Annotated in this window: 12 protein-coding genes; 5 read left to right on the forward strand and 7 right to left on the reverse strand. The window is 71.5% G+C overall.

From position 1 onward, the window contains the following. The first annotated feature begins 151 nt into the window (after nt 1-151). Complete coding sequence (locus GTZ93_RS05315; RefSeq protein WP_139919348.1) at nt 152-1,951, forward strand: SLC13 family permease; 1,800 nt, start codon at nt 152-154, stop codon at nt 1,949-1,951. A gap of 17 nt (nt 1,952-1,968) precedes the next feature. Here the strand turns inward: GTZ93_RS05315 and miaE are convergent, their stop codons facing one another. From miaE to gluQRS, 5 genes are all read right to left on the reverse strand, one after another. Next, complete coding sequence (miaE, locus tag GTZ93_RS05320) at nt 1,969-2,595, reverse strand: tRNA-(ms[2]io[6]A)-hydroxylase (RefSeq protein ID WP_126935403.1); 627 nt, start codon at nt 2,593-2,595, stop codon at nt 1,969-1,971. A 5-nt stretch (nt 2,596-2,600) separates the two neighbouring features. Further along, nucleotides 2,601-3,440, reverse strand: coding sequence for a GNAT family N-acetyltransferase (locus tag GTZ93_RS05325; protein WP_139924250.1), 840 nt, complete (start codon nt 3,438-3,440; stop codon nt 2,601-2,603). Between the two features lie 44 nt (nt 3,441-3,484). Next, nucleotides 3,485-4,129: an AgmX/PglI C-terminal domain-containing protein gene (locus tag GTZ93_RS05330; protein ID WP_161662660.1), complete on the reverse strand. Its 645-nt coding sequence runs from the start codon at nt 4,127-4,129 to the stop codon at nt 3,485-3,487. Between the two features lie 72 nt (nt 4,130-4,201). Further along, nucleotides 4,202-5,152 carry a hypothetical protein gene (locus GTZ93_RS05335; protein WP_139916223.1) on the reverse strand — a complete coding sequence of 317 codons (951 nt, stop codon included), beginning with the start codon at nt 5,150-5,152 and terminating at the stop codon, nt 4,202-4,204. Nucleotides 5,153-5,306: 154 nt separating this feature from the next. Further along, nucleotides 5,307-6,245 carry a tRNA glutamyl-Q(34) synthetase GluQRS gene (gene gluQRS, locus GTZ93_RS05340; protein ID WP_167547813.1) on the reverse strand — a complete coding sequence of 313 codons (939 nt, stop codon included), beginning with the start codon at nt 6,243-6,245 and terminating at the stop codon, nt 5,307-5,309. 92 nt (nt 6,246-6,337) lie between these two features. Between gluQRS and GTZ93_RS05345 the strand changes: the two genes are divergently transcribed. Further along, entirely contained in the window at nt 6,338-7,192 is an 855-nt protein-coding gene (locus GTZ93_RS05345; RefSeq protein ID WP_139916225.1) for a metallophosphoesterase family protein, read from the forward strand. A 33-nt stretch (nt 7,193-7,225) separates the two neighbouring features. Further along, nucleotides 7,226-8,836, forward strand: a complete 1,611-nt coding sequence (locus tag GTZ93_RS05350; RefSeq protein WP_139916226.1) for an adenylate/guanylate cyclase domain-containing protein — start codon at nt 7,226-7,228, stop codon at nt 8,834-8,836. Nucleotides 8,837-8,839: 3 nt separating this feature from the next. Here the strand turns inward: GTZ93_RS05350 and GTZ93_RS05355 are convergent, their stop codons facing one another. Then, the gene (locus GTZ93_RS05355) at nt 8,840-9,226 is read right to left on the reverse strand and encodes a hypothetical protein (RefSeq protein WP_120595390.1); all 387 of its coding nucleotides are present in this window, start codon (nt 9,224-9,226) and stop codon (nt 8,840-8,842) included. A 200-nt stretch (nt 9,227-9,426) separates the two neighbouring features. Beyond that, the gene (gene rlmN / locus GTZ93_RS05360) at nt 9,427-10,503 is read right to left on the reverse strand and encodes a 23S rRNA (adenine(2503)-C(2))-methyltransferase RlmN (protein WP_139916227.1); all 1,077 of its coding nucleotides are present in this window, start codon (nt 10,501-10,503) and stop codon (nt 9,427-9,429) included. Between the two features lie 170 nt (nt 10,504-10,673). Here rlmN and GTZ93_RS05365 point away from each other — a divergent pair, with 170 nt between their 5' ends. Next, entirely contained in the window at nt 10,674-12,161 is a 1,488-nt protein-coding gene (locus GTZ93_RS05365; protein ID WP_139916228.1) for a glutamate--cysteine ligase family protein, read from the forward strand. Nucleotides 12,162-12,275: 114 nt separating this feature from the next. Then, the gene (locus GTZ93_RS05370; protein ID WP_139916229.1) at nt 12,276-13,742 is read left to right on the forward strand and encodes a hypothetical protein; all 1,467 of its coding nucleotides are present in this window, start codon (nt 12,276-12,278) and stop codon (nt 13,740-13,742) included. Nucleotides 13,743-13,887 lie beyond the last annotated feature (145 nt).

Consider the following 13,887-nt stretch of genomic DNA (forward strand, 5'->3'; position numbering starts at 1 on the left):
CAACTGACGTCCGGCAGTCAACCGGACTTTCGACCGCTCTGGCCTAATTCCACTTATCAGCGTCCGGTCGCTCATCAGTAAACGGCGCGGTGCGGCACACGCTGGCAGCGCAGCGCGCCGTGCCCAGGTTGAGGGTGCGCACGCCTCCTCCATGTCCATCGCTCTCGTCCTGGCCGTCATCGTTGTCGCGTTGGTCCTGTTTTCCATTGACTCCATCCCCATCGAGTTCACCTCGCTGGTGGTGGTCTGCCTCCTGGCGCTCTCCGGCGTGCTGACGCCGGCGCAGGCGTTCGAGGGCTTCAGCAACGACACCGTCATCTTCATCTTCACCCTGCTGGCGATGACGCAGGGGCTCGCCGCCACGGGCGTGGTGCAGATGGTGGGGCAGCGGATGGCGTTCTTCGCGCGCTTCGGCCACCAGGTGTTCGTGCTGGCGATGATGGGCGTGGTGGCGGTGTTCTCCGCGTTCATCTCCAACACGGTGACGACGGCGGCCTTCCTGCCGGTGGCCATTGGCGCCGCGCAGCGGGCGAAGGTGCCGCGCAGCAAGGTGCTGCTGCCGCTGGCGTACGCGTCCATGCTGGGAGGCACGGTGCTGCTCTTCGGCACGTCCACGAACCTGGTGGTGTCCGCGGCGCTGCAGCGGCAGGGGATGGCGCCCATTGGCGTGACGGAGCTGGCGCCGGTGGGGCTGCCGGTGGTGCTGATTGGCATCGCGGTGGTGGTGCTGCTGGGGCGGTGGCTGCTGCCCTCGCGCGAGGGCAAGCCGGGCACGGAGGGCTTCGCGCTGCGCGACTACCTCACGGAGGCGGTGGTGCCGGAGGGCTCGCGCTACGTGGGCAAGCCCCTGGCGGAGCTCACGGAAGGGCTGGGCCTGCGCGTGATTGGCGTGGTGCTCGATGGCGAGACGCTCAACGCGAAGCCGTCCTACGTGCTGACGGGCCAGGAGCGGCTGCTGGTGGAGGGCAAGCGCGAGGACATCCTGCGGGTGAAGGACCTGCGGGGCCTCGCGCTGCGGCCGGACGTGCGGCTGTCGGACGCGGAGCTGGAGGGGCCGGAGTCGATGCTCGTGGAGGCGAGCGTGCCGCCCGACAGTCCGCTGGTGGGGCGCAGCCTGCGGGAGACGCTGTTCGTGGAGCGCTTCGGGCTCCTGGCGCTGGGGCTGCACCGCCGGCCCGCCATCCAGCGGCTCACCAAGCTGCAGCTCATGGGGCGCGCGTGGGATGAGCACTCGCTGTCCACGCTGCCCCTGTCCGTGGGGGACGTGCTGCTCTTGCGCGGTCCGCGTCAGAAGATGGCGGAGCTGGAGCCGGGCCATACGCTGATGGTGCTGGAGGGGCACGAGTACGAGCCGCCGCGCTACGCGAAGGCGCTGCTCGCGGTGCTCATCTTCCTGGGCACGCTCACGGTGGGCTCCCTGGGCTGGGTGCCGCTGTCGCTGGCGGGGCTCACCGGCATGCTGCTGATGATCGCCACCGGGTGCGTGGACGCGCGCACCGCGTTCCGCGTGGACTGGCGGGTGGTGCTGCTCATCGGCGCGATGATGGCGCTGGGGCTGGCCATGGAGGTGAGCGGCGCGGGGAAGTTCGTCGGCGACCACGTGGCCCGGCTGGGCGCGTACGGCGGGCCTCGCGGGGTGCTGGCGCTGTTGATGGTGCTGACCATCGTGCTGTCGGCGCCCATGAGCAACCAGGCCGCGGCGCTGGTGGTGCTGCCGGTGGCGCTCAACGCGGCGACGCAGCTGGGCGTGGACGTGCGCCCCTTCGCCATGGGCGTCACGCTGGCGGCCAGCTGTTCCTTCATCACCCCGCTGGAGCCCAGCTGCGTGCTCGTCTACGGGCCCGGGCACTACCGGTTCACCGACTTCTTCCGGCTGGGCACGCCGCTGACCGCGGTGCTGGTGGTGTTCCTCGTGCTCGCCGTGCCCGTGGTGTGGCCGTTCCACGCGTAGGCGCGTGAAGCGCCTTTTCAGTGGATGGCGGCGCGCAGTCCCACGCTCGCGAGGACTTGTGACTCCTGCGCGAGCAGGTGCTGCAGGCGCGCGTCCACGGCGGCCTCGTCCCCGTTGGACGCGGTGACGGCCAGACGGTGGAAGAGGGACTGGTGCCCGTCCTCGGACTGGGCCAGCTCTCCGTAGAAGCGGGCGAGCGCCGGGTCGGTGAGCCCCTCCGCGAGCAGGGACAGGCGCTCACACGAGCGCGCTTCGATGATGGCGGCGACGAGCAGGCGGTCCACGCGCCGCTCCAGGGCGGGCGTGCGCACGTGCTTCTGGAGTCCCTGCGCGTACGGGTCCCCGGCGTCCTTGGTGAGCGTGAGGCCGCGCGCGGCCATCAGGTCCAGCACTCGCGCCAGGTGGGCGCTCTCTTCACGGGCCAGGCGGGCCATCTGCGACGGCAGGCCCGGCAGGTCCGGGTAGGCCTGGAGCATGGACAGCGCGTTGGCGGCGGCCTTCTTCTCGCAGTGGGCGTGGTCCACCAGCACCGCGTCGAAGTGGGCGAGCGCCAGCGGCAGCCAGCCCGGGTCGGTGGGCGCGTGGAGGATGACGGGGCCCGCTCCGGAGAGGGGACGGCGGGAGGGCGTGGGGCGGCTGCTCATTCCATTTACTCCACCAGCACGAGCCGCTGGGTGCGGCCGGCGTGGTAGCCCACCTTGCGCGCGATGCGGGCGGTGCTCTCGTCGCGCTCGTCGATGCGCATGGCGAGCCGGGGCAGCGAGGACAGGAGGTGCCGGGAAATCTGTCCCAGGCACAGCGTGGCGTGGCCCTGGCGGCGGCGGGACGGGGGCGTGTACATGCCCTCCAGCTCCGCGCCGAACTGCGAGCGGCAGCCGATGTCCACCTTGAACACGAGCTCGCTGCCCTCCTCCAGCACGTAGGTGCGGCGCTGGCGCACGCGCTGGAGGACGCGGGCCTCGTAGTGGGCGGGGTCTTCCGACAGCGGGTCCCGCTCGAAAATCTCGCGCACGTAGCCCTGGGCCAGGGGCAGCAGGCGGGGCACGTCCTCTTCGCGGGCCAGGCGCAGGGTGGGGTTGGTGAAGGGGCCCAGGTCGTCCGCGGAGACGCTGAACAGCTTCTGGGTGCGGGACAGGCGCGGCTTGCCTTCACAGAGGCTGCGCACCAGCGCGTCCACGGAGGACTTGTCCCCCACGGTGGCGCGCAGCTTGAGGCTGGCGGCGAGCGCGTCCGCGATGACGCCCGTGGCGCTGGCGTCGCTGGCGCTGGGCACCACCAGCCCGCCATCGCCGCCCACGAAGACGGCCGCGGTGAGGACGCCGCTGTCGAAGCGGCCGTGGAAGGAGAAGGCCGCCTGGCGCTCCGGCGCCGCGATGCCGAACTCCTCCAGCAACCCCAGCAGGTAGAGGTTGTGGACGGGATCCTTCGCCAGGAGCGCGCGCAGGGCGTCCGAGTGGGAAGGCGCGAGCTGTTCGACGGTGACGGGCATGCGCGAGGGGCGAAAGGGGCCTGAACCTTACGCGCAACCCGACCTCACGGGCCAGCGTCCCCAGGCACGGTGAACCGGAATGGTTGGAGCACGGTCGCGGATCCTCCCAGGTGGGGTGCCGGGAAGCGCGCGTCCAGGAGCGAATCCAGCACGCACGCCTGCACCATGGGGTCCGGGATGGTGCTGGAGACGAGCTCGCCCCGGTTCATCTTCCCCTCGGAGCCCTCGCCCTCCACGGTGAAGCGCAGCTTCACTTCGTGTGTGCCCCGGTTGCGTTGTGCGGCGTCCTGGAAACATTGCTGCACGAGCGGAGTCACGGACTGGATGGCCAGCCGCAGGTCCTCCGCGTCGATGCGGCCGGACGAGGCCTCCACCACCGGCTCCACCACCTCCACGCGGCGCGGGTCGGGGGCGTCGAAGTCCTGGCGCGGCGGCGGGGCGCGGGGGGGCTCGTGCACTGGAGCCTCGGGGCGCGGGAGCGGCGGGGCGGGGAGCCGGGAGGGCTCGGCGGGCACCGGCGCGGTCGCGCGCGGCGGAAGGGCCGGCGGCGGCGCGGCCGGTGCAGGCAGCTCCGGTGCGTCCATGAATCGCGTCACCCACGCGGCCCCCAGCGTGAACAGCAGGAACAGCCCCAGGCTCAGGCCGGGGATGAGGAGCCAATGGACAACGGTGCGGTGAGAGGACGCCATGGGCCGGGAGCCCGCGTGTCATACCCGCCTCACGAAGGGCCGTGAAGCGGGGATGCACGCGAGCGCCCGAGGCTACGGATACACCTCGCGCCGCGGGCCGGGCGTCGTGGGCGTCGTCGGGGGCACCACCACCGCCCCTTCCGCGCGGATGCGCTGCTTGCGGCTGACGCCCAGCGTGGCGCCGAGCACCGCCGCGACGAGCCCCAGCAGCAGCCCCGCGAAGATGCCCCAGAAGACGCGGCCGGAGCGGTCCGCCACCTTCAGCGCGCCCTGCTGGGCCTGCTGGCCCAGCTCACTGGCCTTGGTCTTGGCCTGGTCCACCTGCTGCTCCACACGGTCGGCCACGCCTTCCGCGTCCTGGCGCGACAGGTTGGTGTTCTGCGCGATGTTGTTCACCAGGAGCTCGCGGTCCATGCGGCCCTGGCGCACGCCCTCGGTGACGATGTCCTTGGTCGCCGCCTCCAACTGGTTCGCCGTGATGGCGGGCTTGCCCTCCTGCTTGAGGCGCTGGTTCACCGGCGCGAGCGCGTCGTTGGCGTCCAGGCCGAACGCCTTCGCCGCTTCACCGCCACCCGTCACGGCGCCTACCGCGGCCGAGCCGCCCGCGCTCACCGCGGACTTGCCCACGTTGAACACCGCGCCCAGCACGGACGACAGCACCATGCCCATCACGATGACGCCCGCGAGCGTCGTCAGGCCCCAGAGCACCGCGCCGTGCAGCGCGCCTCCCGCCTTGTCCACGATGCCCGCGCTGCGTGCGGCCACCAGTCCGCCCACGAAGAGCGCCACCAGCGGAACGAGCACGCTCCAGATGCCGGTGAAGATGCCCGCGGACTTCGCGCTCGACGCGTCGGCGGGGTTCACCGACGACAGGCCCAGCGCCAGCCCCAGCGTGTAGAGCAATATCCAGACGCCCAGCGCGACGAAGGTGCCACCAAAGATGGCGCCCCAGCTCAGCTTGTACGCACTGCCCGGCACCGCTGGGATGATGCCGGCGCGTTCGCTTTCAACAATGGCTGCCATTGGACTCCACCCTCGCTTCCCGTGTGTCGCCCGGCCGCTTGGGCACGGCCAGGACGTACATGTCTGGGATGAAGGTGTGCACCAGGGAGGCTGCTTCATTTCACTGCCTCACGGCTGCTCCGTCCCGAAGGGTGGGGCGGAAGGCCGGGAGGCTTCAGCGCAGGCCGAGCGCGTCGAGAAGCAGTGCCTCGCGCGCCACCACCGGCTCGCGAGGGAGCGCGTCCGTGCGGTAGCGCGCGACGAGCGCGGGCAGGGTCACCGGGCTGCCGTCGCCCAGGCCGCTCCATGCGGCGAGCAGACCCAGGACGTGCTCGGGAGGCTGGCCGCGCGCCCTCAGCTCCGCGAGCGCGAAGGCCCCGTCGCGCTTCGCCAGGCGCTTGCCGTCCTCGCCCATCACCAGCGGCACGTGGAGGAACGCGGGCGCTGGCAGACCCAGCGCGGCGTAGAGCTGGAGCTGCCGCGGAGTGGAGGGCAACAGGTCGTCCCCGCGCAGCACGTGGGTGATGCGGCTGGCCGCGTCGTCCACCACCACCGCCAGCTGGTAGCTGGCCACGCCGTCGTTGCGGCGCACCACGAAGTCCCCCACCAGCGCCTGCACGTCCTGGACGTACGGGCCCATGAGCTCGTCCACGAAGCGCACCTCGCCTTCACGCGCGCGGAACCGGTACGCGGGGGCGCGGGTGCGGGCACGTTCCGAAATCTGCCCGGTGGTGAGGTGCGCGCAGGTGCCGGGGTATCGCGGGCCTTCGTCGGACAGGCCGTGGGGAGCGCTCGCCGCGCGGGCGATCTCCGCGCGCGTGCAGAAGCACGGGTAGATGAGCCCCTCGCGCTCGAGCTTCTCCTGGGCCTCGCGGTAGACGCTGTCGCGCTCGCTCTGGATGAGCGGTGTTTCGTCCCAGTCCAGGCCCAGCCAGCGCAGGTCCTCGTAGAGGTCCTGGAGGAACTGGGGGCGGCATCTCGCGCGGTCCAGGTCCTCGATGCGCAACAGGAACGCGCCGCCCGCGGCCCGGGCCTGGAGCCAGCCCAGGAGCGCGCTTCTCATGTTGCCCAGGTGCATGCGGCCGGTGGGGCTGGGGGCGAAGCGTCCTCGCATCGTGGCGGCGACCATAACTTCCCCGCCCGCACCGCGCGCTGGGAGAGAATGCCCCGCCGCTTCCTTCCGTTCCCTGGGGTGTGACTTCCTCCATGCGCTTCCTGCACTGCTCCGACGTCCATATCACCGAGGACTACTTCGCCCTGCCGCTGCGCAAGCTGGGCTGGCGCCGCTGGATCGCGCTCGTAGAGCTGACGGTGGGAGGCCGGGCGAAGGCCTACCGGAACGCGCAGGCCACGCTGTCCACCATCGCCCGCGAGGCGGGCACGCACGGCGTGGACCACTTCATCCTCTCCGGCGACCTCACCGCCTACGCGCTGGAAGGCGAGTTCAGCGCCGCCCGCGCCGCGTTGGCGCCCCTGTCCCCCTCGCCCGCGCGCTGCACCGTCATCCCCGGCAACCACGACGTCTTCACCCCCGGCGCGGCGCGTGACGGCCGCTTCGCGCGGCACTTCGGGGACCTGCTGGAGAGCGACCTGCCGGAGTACCGCCGCGAGGGCGCGTTCCCCTTCGTGAGGCTGGTGGGGGAGGGCGCCGCGGTGGTGGGCCTGTGCTCCGCGCGCCCGCTGCCCACGCCCGGCCTGTCCTACGGCACCGTGGGCCCCGCGCAGCTCGAAGGCCTGGCGGCCCTGCTGAAGGACGCCCGGTTGGACGGCCGCGCCATCCTGGTGGTGGTGCACCACGCGCCGCGCGGCGCCGCGAACCACGCGGACGGCTGGCACCACGGACTGCGTGACGCGGACGCGCTCCTGAAGCTCCTGCCGGGCCCACGCTTCGCGGTGCTCCATGGGCACATCCACCAGCGCTACCACCACCCGGCCACCGACGACCGGCCCCACCTGTTCGGCGCGGGTTCCTCCACCCAGGCGGGGAAGGAGGGCTACTGGCTCATCGAGGTCCAGGACGGCGTCGTCGTGGGCGGAACGAAGCACGTGCCGGCCTTGTGACAGTCCCCCCGGGCGGCGGTACAAGGGGCGCACATGACCCCGGCGCCCACGCCCCCACCCGTTGAGTTGTCCCTGGACGAGTACCGCTACCTGCGCCAGCTGGGGCGCGTCACGGACGACCTCCTGGAGGAGAGCCTGCGGGAGCGCGAGACGCTCACCCAGTGCTTCCGGCGCTGCTTCCCCACGCTGCTTTCGCACCTGGGCGCGCGCGCCATCGCCGTCACCACGCGCGACGAGGAGCTGGTGGAGCAGACCTGGAGCGAGGGCGACTGGGGCGGCGTCTTCGCCGGGAGTCTTCTGGCGGGGCCCGTGGGCCTGAGCGTCCACGACACGGGCACGCTGCTCACCCAGACGCTGGACGTGGCGGGCTCACCGGTGGGCACGCTGGGCGTGCTCTTCGCGGGGCCGCCCGGTGACGCGGGCACCACCGCGAAGCGCCTGCGCGCGCTGGACGCGGTGGCGGAGGAGCTGGACACGGTGCTGATGCTGGTCCACACCGCGTCGGAGAAGCACCAGCTCATCCTCCAGTGCAACGAGCACCTGGCCAACCCCGTCTTCGAGGCGGGCATGGACCACGCGGTGCGCACGCTGGCGCAGCGGGTGCGGCTGCCGGGCTTCCTCCTCCTGTACCGCGACGCCGTGCAGCCGCACGTGCTGCACTACCGTTCGTACCGGCACGGGCAGCTGGAGTACGAGAGCGGAGATCAGCCCGGCTCGCAGCTGGAGACGCTGCTGCACCAGCACGGCACGCGGTTGCTGCACGGGGACGCGGGCGTGCTCAAGCGCCTGTTCGACGGGCGCAGCACGGAGGCGGTGCTCATCTCCGCGGCCACGCGCAGCGAGCCCCTGGGCAAGATTGTCGTCTGGAGCAACGAGGGCTTCTCCGCGTACGCGATGGACCTCATCCGCGTGCTGGCCTCCACGTTGAGCCAGCGCCTCTTGGACTACAACCGCGAGCGCATCCACCTGTCGCAGTTCTTCCCCACGGTGGCCATCGACGCGCTGCTGTTGGACCCGGACTACGCGCGGCACCTGCGCGCGCAGGAGCAGGAGGTGGGCATCCTGTTCGCGGACATCAACGGCTTCACCCGCATCTGCGAGCAGGGCTTCGACAGCCCGCGCAGCATCGGCCGCTTCGTGGACGAGTGGAGCGCGCGCGCCGTGGACTGCATCTGGCAGCGCGGCGGCGTGTTCGACAAGATGGTGGGCGACTGCGTCATCGGCCTCTTCGGTCCGCCCTTCTTCCAGACGGACCGCGTGCGCCGCGCGGAGGCCGCCGTGCGCGCCGCGCAGGACATCCAGGCCTTCACCGCGGAGTTGAGCGAACGCGAGGAGGTGGCCGCGCTGTGCCAGCGGGTGAAGCTGCCGGGCCTGGGCGTGTCGGTGGGCGTGAATCTGGCCACGGCGAACTGCGGCCTCTTTGGTCCCAACCGCAACTACACCGCGTTCTCCAGTGGCATGAACCAGGCCGCGCGGCTGCAGTCGCTGGCGGGGTTCCGCGAGACGCTGGTGATGGAGAGCGTGCACGAAGCGCTGAAGCAGTCGCAGGAGCCCTTCGTGCGCAAGCTCCAGTTTGGCCCCCTCACGGAAACGCCGGTGAAGAACGTGGCGCAGCCGCTGCGGCACTACCGGCTGGCGCCGTAGCCGTCACGCCAGCAGGTGCGTGCCCGCGTAGCGCCGCGAGAAGTGGATCCACCGGCGCTCGTCCACCTCCACCTGCCACTCGCTGTTGGGCGTCAGCGGCAGGCGCTGCTTGAGGAAGCTCTCCAGGTGGTCCGCCGCCTTGATCGGCGTGAGCCCCGGTGCGCGGAACGCGATGTGGAGCACCACGTCCAGCGACGGTGCCACGTCCACCGACGCACAGATGCGCAGCGTACCCACGCGGCGCTGGTACTGGGTATCCGATGCCGGCCATGTGGCGGAGCCCTCCGGCTGCGGAGGCGCCTGCTCAAGCCAGTTGTCGGGGATCAGGATGAAGTCGAGCAGATTGCTGCTCGCCTCTTCCACCGTGCCGTGCTCCTGGATGGAAAGCATTGCCCACCTCCGCCAGAGAAGCCGTTGGGGTTGCGTGGAAGCCGTCTTGAAGAATGTGCCCACGAGCCCATGCCACGCAAGGGCCCCCGAACATCCACGTGCCGCACACACCTCGTTACGCGCGTGCGGACGGAGCGGACGCTAGCGCTCCGGGGTGACACGTCAGGTCGGGTGGTGTTCCGAGCGACCCCGCACGTTGCTCAGGACGCGACGGGAAGGGAGCGGCGGGGCTTGCGCTCCACGGCGGCCTTGAGCTGGCCGCAGCCCGCGTCGATGTCGATGCCGCGACGTTGGCGCACCGTGCTGGGCACGCCGTACGACGTGAGCACGTCCTGGAACGCACGCACCGCGTCGGGGACGCTGGGGCCGCCGTCGTAGCCCACCGTGGGGTTGAGCGGGATGACGTTCACGTGCGCGTCCATCCCGTGCAGCAGCGCCCCCAGATGGTGTGCGTGCTCCGCGGTGTCGTTGCGGCCGGAGATGAGCGTCCACTCGAAGAAGATGCGGCGCTTGCGCTTCGCCACGTAGTAGCGGCACGCGTCCATCAGCTCGTTGAGAGGCCAGCGGCGGCCCGCGGGCACCAGCGCGGCGCGCTCCGCGTCCGTGGCGCCGTGGAGGCTCACCGCGAGCTGCACAGGGCGCGCCTCGTCCGCGAGTCGGAGGATTCCGGGCACCACGCCCACGGTGGACAAGGTGATGAAGCGCGGCGCCAGCGCCAGGCCCTTGGGGTCCACGAGGATGTCCACCGCGGCCATGGTGTGCTCGTAGTTGTGCAGGGGCTCGCCCATGCCCATGAGCACGATGTTGCGCAGCGCTTCCCCCTGCGCGCGCAGGACGCGCGTGACGTGGAGCACCTGGCCCACGATTTCGCCCGGCGTCAGATGGCGTGACAGCCCCATCTGTCCGGTGGCGCAGAAGACGCAGCCCATGGCGCATCCGGCCTGCGTGCTCACGCACACGGTGGCGCGGCCCTTGAAACGCATCAGCACCGTTTCAATGGTCTGCGCGTCGTGCAGGCGCAGGAGCAGCTTGTGGGTGAGCCCGTCGCTGCTGAAGCTCTCGTGATGCGTGGCGAGCGTGCCCAGGTGCGCTCGCTCCTGGAGCACGGCCTGGAGGTCCGGGCGCAGTCCCTGCACGTCGCCTGTCGCGGTGACGCCGTCGCGGTACAGGCCCGTCCACACGCGCTCGCGGTACTGGGGGCTGAAGCCCCAGCCGGCGAGCCGCGCGTCCAGCGCGGGGCGGGGCAGGTCGTAGAGGTTGACGGTGGCGTCCGGCATGACGGGACCTGGGATAACACACCCGGCGCGGACGCACCCGGGTCCGCCGGCCTGGGGGGCGGACGAGGGAGCGAGTGTGGGAGGCGGGCGGGGTTCCCGGTGCGTTGCGGCGTCCAGCGGCTGACACCGCGCGTGCCAGTGCGCCGCGTCGTGCCAATCGTGGAGGGCCTATGGGTCTGGCCATCCAGCAGGAGGAGTTCACGCCGGAGGAGCACACGCGCTTCGTGGCGCGGCTCGCGGAGAGCCTGGAGGCGCTGCGCCAGGTGCTCCGGCGTCCCGGCTTCGGCGTGGGGCCCACGACGATGGGCGCGGAGCTGGAGGTGGCGCTGGTGGACGGCGCGGGTTCGCCGCTGCCGGTGAACCAGCAGGTGCTGGCGAAGTCGAAGGACGACCGGCTGACGCTGGAGCTCAACCGCTTCAACATGGAGATGAACCTGCGCCCCTCGCTGCTCGCGGGGCGGCCTTTCACCGGGCTCCAGGCCCAGCTGGACGAGGTGTTGGCGGAGCTGAGGCGCGCGGCGGCCACGGAGGGCGCGCGCGTGGCGACGGTGGGGATCCTTCCCACGCTGCGGCAGGCGGACCTGGGGAAGAACGCGCTCACGCCGCAGGCGCGCTACCGGGCGCTGTCCGCGGCCATCCGCAAGCGGCGCGACGGGCCCTTCCAGGTGGCCATCGCGGGCGACGACACGCTCAACCTCACCTGGGAGGACGTGACGCTGGAGGGGGCGAACACGTCGCTCCAGTTCCACCTGCGGGTGGCCCCGGAGGACTTCGCGCGCGTGTACAACGCCGCGCAGCTGGCCACCGGGCCGGTGCTGGCCGCGTGCGGAAACTCGCCGCTGTTCCTGGGCAAGCGGCTGTGGGAGGAGACGCGCGTGGCGCTCTTCCAGCAGGCCACCGACGACCGCAGCGACAGTGACGAGGCCGCGCATCTGCACCCGCGCGTGACGTTCGGACACGGCTGGGTGCGCGAGGGCCTGCACGAGCTGTTCGCGGAGGCCGTGGCGCTCTATCCGGCGCTCCTGCCGGTGATGGGGCAGGAGTCTCCGCTGGAAGTGGTGGCCGCTGGCGGCCTGCCGAAGCTGGAGGAGCTGCGGCTGCACCACGGGACGGTCTGGTCATGGAACCGGGCCATCTATGATCCGCACGGCGAAGGTCACGTACGCATCGAATTCCGCGCGCTGCCGTCCGGCCCCACTCCGGTGGACATGGTGGCCAACGGTGCGTTCATGCTGGGGCTGACGTTGGGGCTCGCGGAGCGGGTGGACGCGCTGCTCCCGGCGCTGCCCTTCTGGCAGGCCCGGCGCAACTTCAAGCAGGCGGCTCATTACGGCCTGGGCGCGACGCTGCTGTGGCCGGCGGAGACCGCGCCCAGTCCTCGGGTGATGTCGGCGGCGGAGCTGGTGAAGCAGCTGTTGCCGGTGGCGAGGCGCGGGCTGCTGGAGGCCGGGGTGGAGGTCGCGGAGGCGGACGGGCTCCTGGACATCATCGCCCGCCGCGTGGCGCTTCAGCGGACCGGGTCGCGCTGGCAGCGGGCGGTGCTGGAGCGGCTGGAGGCCCACATGCCCCGGCAGGACGCGCTGGCGGCCCTGCTGGAGCGCTACCTGGAGCTGTCAGAGGAGGGGCTGCCGGTGCACACCTGGCCGGTGGAGCGCTGACGTGCCCCGGAGCCTGGGGGCCTTGTCGGGACGGGGCTGTCGCGGTGAATAATCGCGGCATCCTGTGAGTCAGCCTGCGGGGCCGCGTGCCTCGCGCTGAAGGGTGCCGTTCCCGTGATTGCCTCGCTCCTTGCTTCGTTCCGCTCCGGCGCCCGCCGGAAGCCCTTCCTCGTCCCCGCGCTGCTGTGCGCGGGGGCCCTGACCGCGTGCTCGACCACCCGGGGCCACGCCAACGACCTGGCGGAGAAGGGCCGCTTCGTGGAGGCGGCCGAGGTCTACGTGAAGCTCGTCAATGACGAGCCCAACAACCCCGAGTATCGCGCGTCGCTGGATGACCTGCGCTGGCGCGGCCTGTCGCAGCTGCTCACCCAGGCGCGGCAGGCGCGGGTGGAGGGGCGGGACGAGGACGCGGAAGCGAACCTGGAGCAGTTCTTCACCTACAGGGTGAAGTGGAACTCCAAGCTGGATGGCGGCATGGAGAGCTCGCTCCTGGAGGAGATGGCGGGCACGCACCGGCACCTGCGCCAGCTCATCATCGACCCGGCGAAGCTGGGCAACGCGCTGACGGCGGAGTCGCACCTGGACCGCAAGCGCACGCTCCTGGCCCAACCGGAGATGGCGCCCATCCGCCGCGACGTGGAGGAGGCGGTAGCGCAGGGCGGCGTGGCGACGTGCGCGAAGCTGAAGCAGTCGCTGTCCGGCGGCGCGCAGCACTGGACGGAGCTGGTGTCGCGCTACTGCGGGCACTACCAGCAGTCGGCGCCCCGCGCGGGGATGTTCCCGGAGGCGCTGGGCGTGCCCACGTGGCAGGTGTCCGTGGATGGCATCAGCAATGACGTCGTGCAGTACCTGGTGACACGGCTGTCGGGCGCGTTCGAGGCCTCGCCCTGGTACTCGGAGGCGTCCCAGCGCCACGCGCCGATGACCATCGCCGGGAGCCTGAGCGAGCGGCGCACCGTCGAGCCCGTGCGGCTGACGGCGCCGTGGACGGAGCGCGTGCCGTACACGGACCACGAGGACCGCACCGCGACGGCGGAGGTGCCGTACTCGGTGGAGGAGTCCTACGAAGAGAAGGGCGTGATGAAGAAGCGCCTGGTCCGCCAGACGAAGACGGTGGAGTACAAGACGACGGTCGAGGTGACGAAGTACCGCGACGTGTCGCGCTCCTTCGACTACCACGCGCAGCGGCGGGGCGTGGAGTACCACTTCGCGGTGGTGGCCCAGGGCATCCTCCAGGAGCGGCACGCGCCGCTGGCGGTGAAGGCGGAGAACGCCCTGGAGGCCTCCGGCTACGAGCACAACATCACCTTCGAGCCTGGCGGCGTGCGCCCGCAGGTGTTCCAGCGGCCCAACAAGGAGGGCTGGCTGGACGGCCAGCTGCGCGGCTACGAGCAGACCTTCTTCGCCTCGCTCATGTCGCGCTGGCAGGACGCGTTCTGCAATGCGCCCGCCTTCGCCGTGGAGGATGCGGCCCGCTGCGCGCGAGGCGGTGTGGAGCTGCCCGGCCCCGCGAAGCAGGCCCTGACGGACACGCTGGGCGACGACGCGGCGCAGGTGCACCGGCTGTTCGTCTGGAACTGAGGCGCTCGGCGTCGAGGCGGGTGCGCTCGCCGCGCCTGCCTCACGGTTGCTGACGCCAGCCCGCGACGGATTGCGCGTGGGATGCGCCTGCAAGGTGTGCGCGCCGACTGGAAGCGGTGCCGCACGTAGGCTGGGCTTCGGCCCT

It is taken from the genome of Corallococcus exiguus, assembly GCF_009909105.1.
Lineage (GTDB): Bacteria > Myxococcota > Myxococcia > Myxococcales > Myxococcaceae > Corallococcus > Corallococcus exiguus.

Coding starts and splice junctions, on each gene's coding strand:
- GTZ93_RS05315 (WP_139919348.1), top strand. CDS start 152: ATGTCCATCGCTCTCGTCCTGGCCGTCATCGTTGTCGCGTTGGTCCTG.
- miaE (WP_126935403.1), bottom strand. CDS start 2,595: ATGAGCAGCCGCCCCACGCCCTCCCGCCGTCCCCTCTCCGGAGCGGGC.
- GTZ93_RS05325 (WP_139924250.1), bottom strand. CDS start 3,440: ATGCCCGTCACCGTCGAACAGCTCGCGCCTTCCCACTCGGACGCCCTG.
- GTZ93_RS05330 (WP_161662660.1), bottom strand. CDS start 4,129: ATGGCGTCCTCTCACCGCACCGTTGTCCATTGGCTCCTCATCCCCGGC.
- GTZ93_RS05335 (WP_139916223.1), bottom strand. CDS start 5,152: ATGGCAGCCATTGTTGAAAGCGAACGCGCCGGCATCATCCCAGCGGTG.
- gluQRS (WP_167547813.1), bottom strand. CDS start 6,245: ATGCGAGGACGCTTCGCCCCCAGCCCCACCGGCCGCATGCACCTGGGC.
- GTZ93_RS05345 (WP_139916225.1), top strand. CDS start 6,338: ATGCGCTTCCTGCACTGCTCCGACGTCCATATCACCGAGGACTACTTC.
- GTZ93_RS05350 (WP_139916226.1), top strand. CDS start 7,226: ATGACCCCGGCGCCCACGCCCCCACCCGTTGAGTTGTCCCTGGACGAG.
- GTZ93_RS05355 (WP_120595390.1), bottom strand. CDS start 9,226: ATGCTTTCCATCCAGGAGCACGGCACGGTGGAAGAGGCGAGCAGCAAT.
- rlmN (WP_139916227.1), bottom strand. CDS start 10,503: ATGCCGGACGCCACCGTCAACCTCTACGACCTGCCCCGCCCCGCGCTG.
- GTZ93_RS05365 (WP_139916228.1), top strand. CDS start 10,674: ATGGGTCTGGCCATCCAGCAGGAGGAGTTCACGCCGGAGGAGCACACG.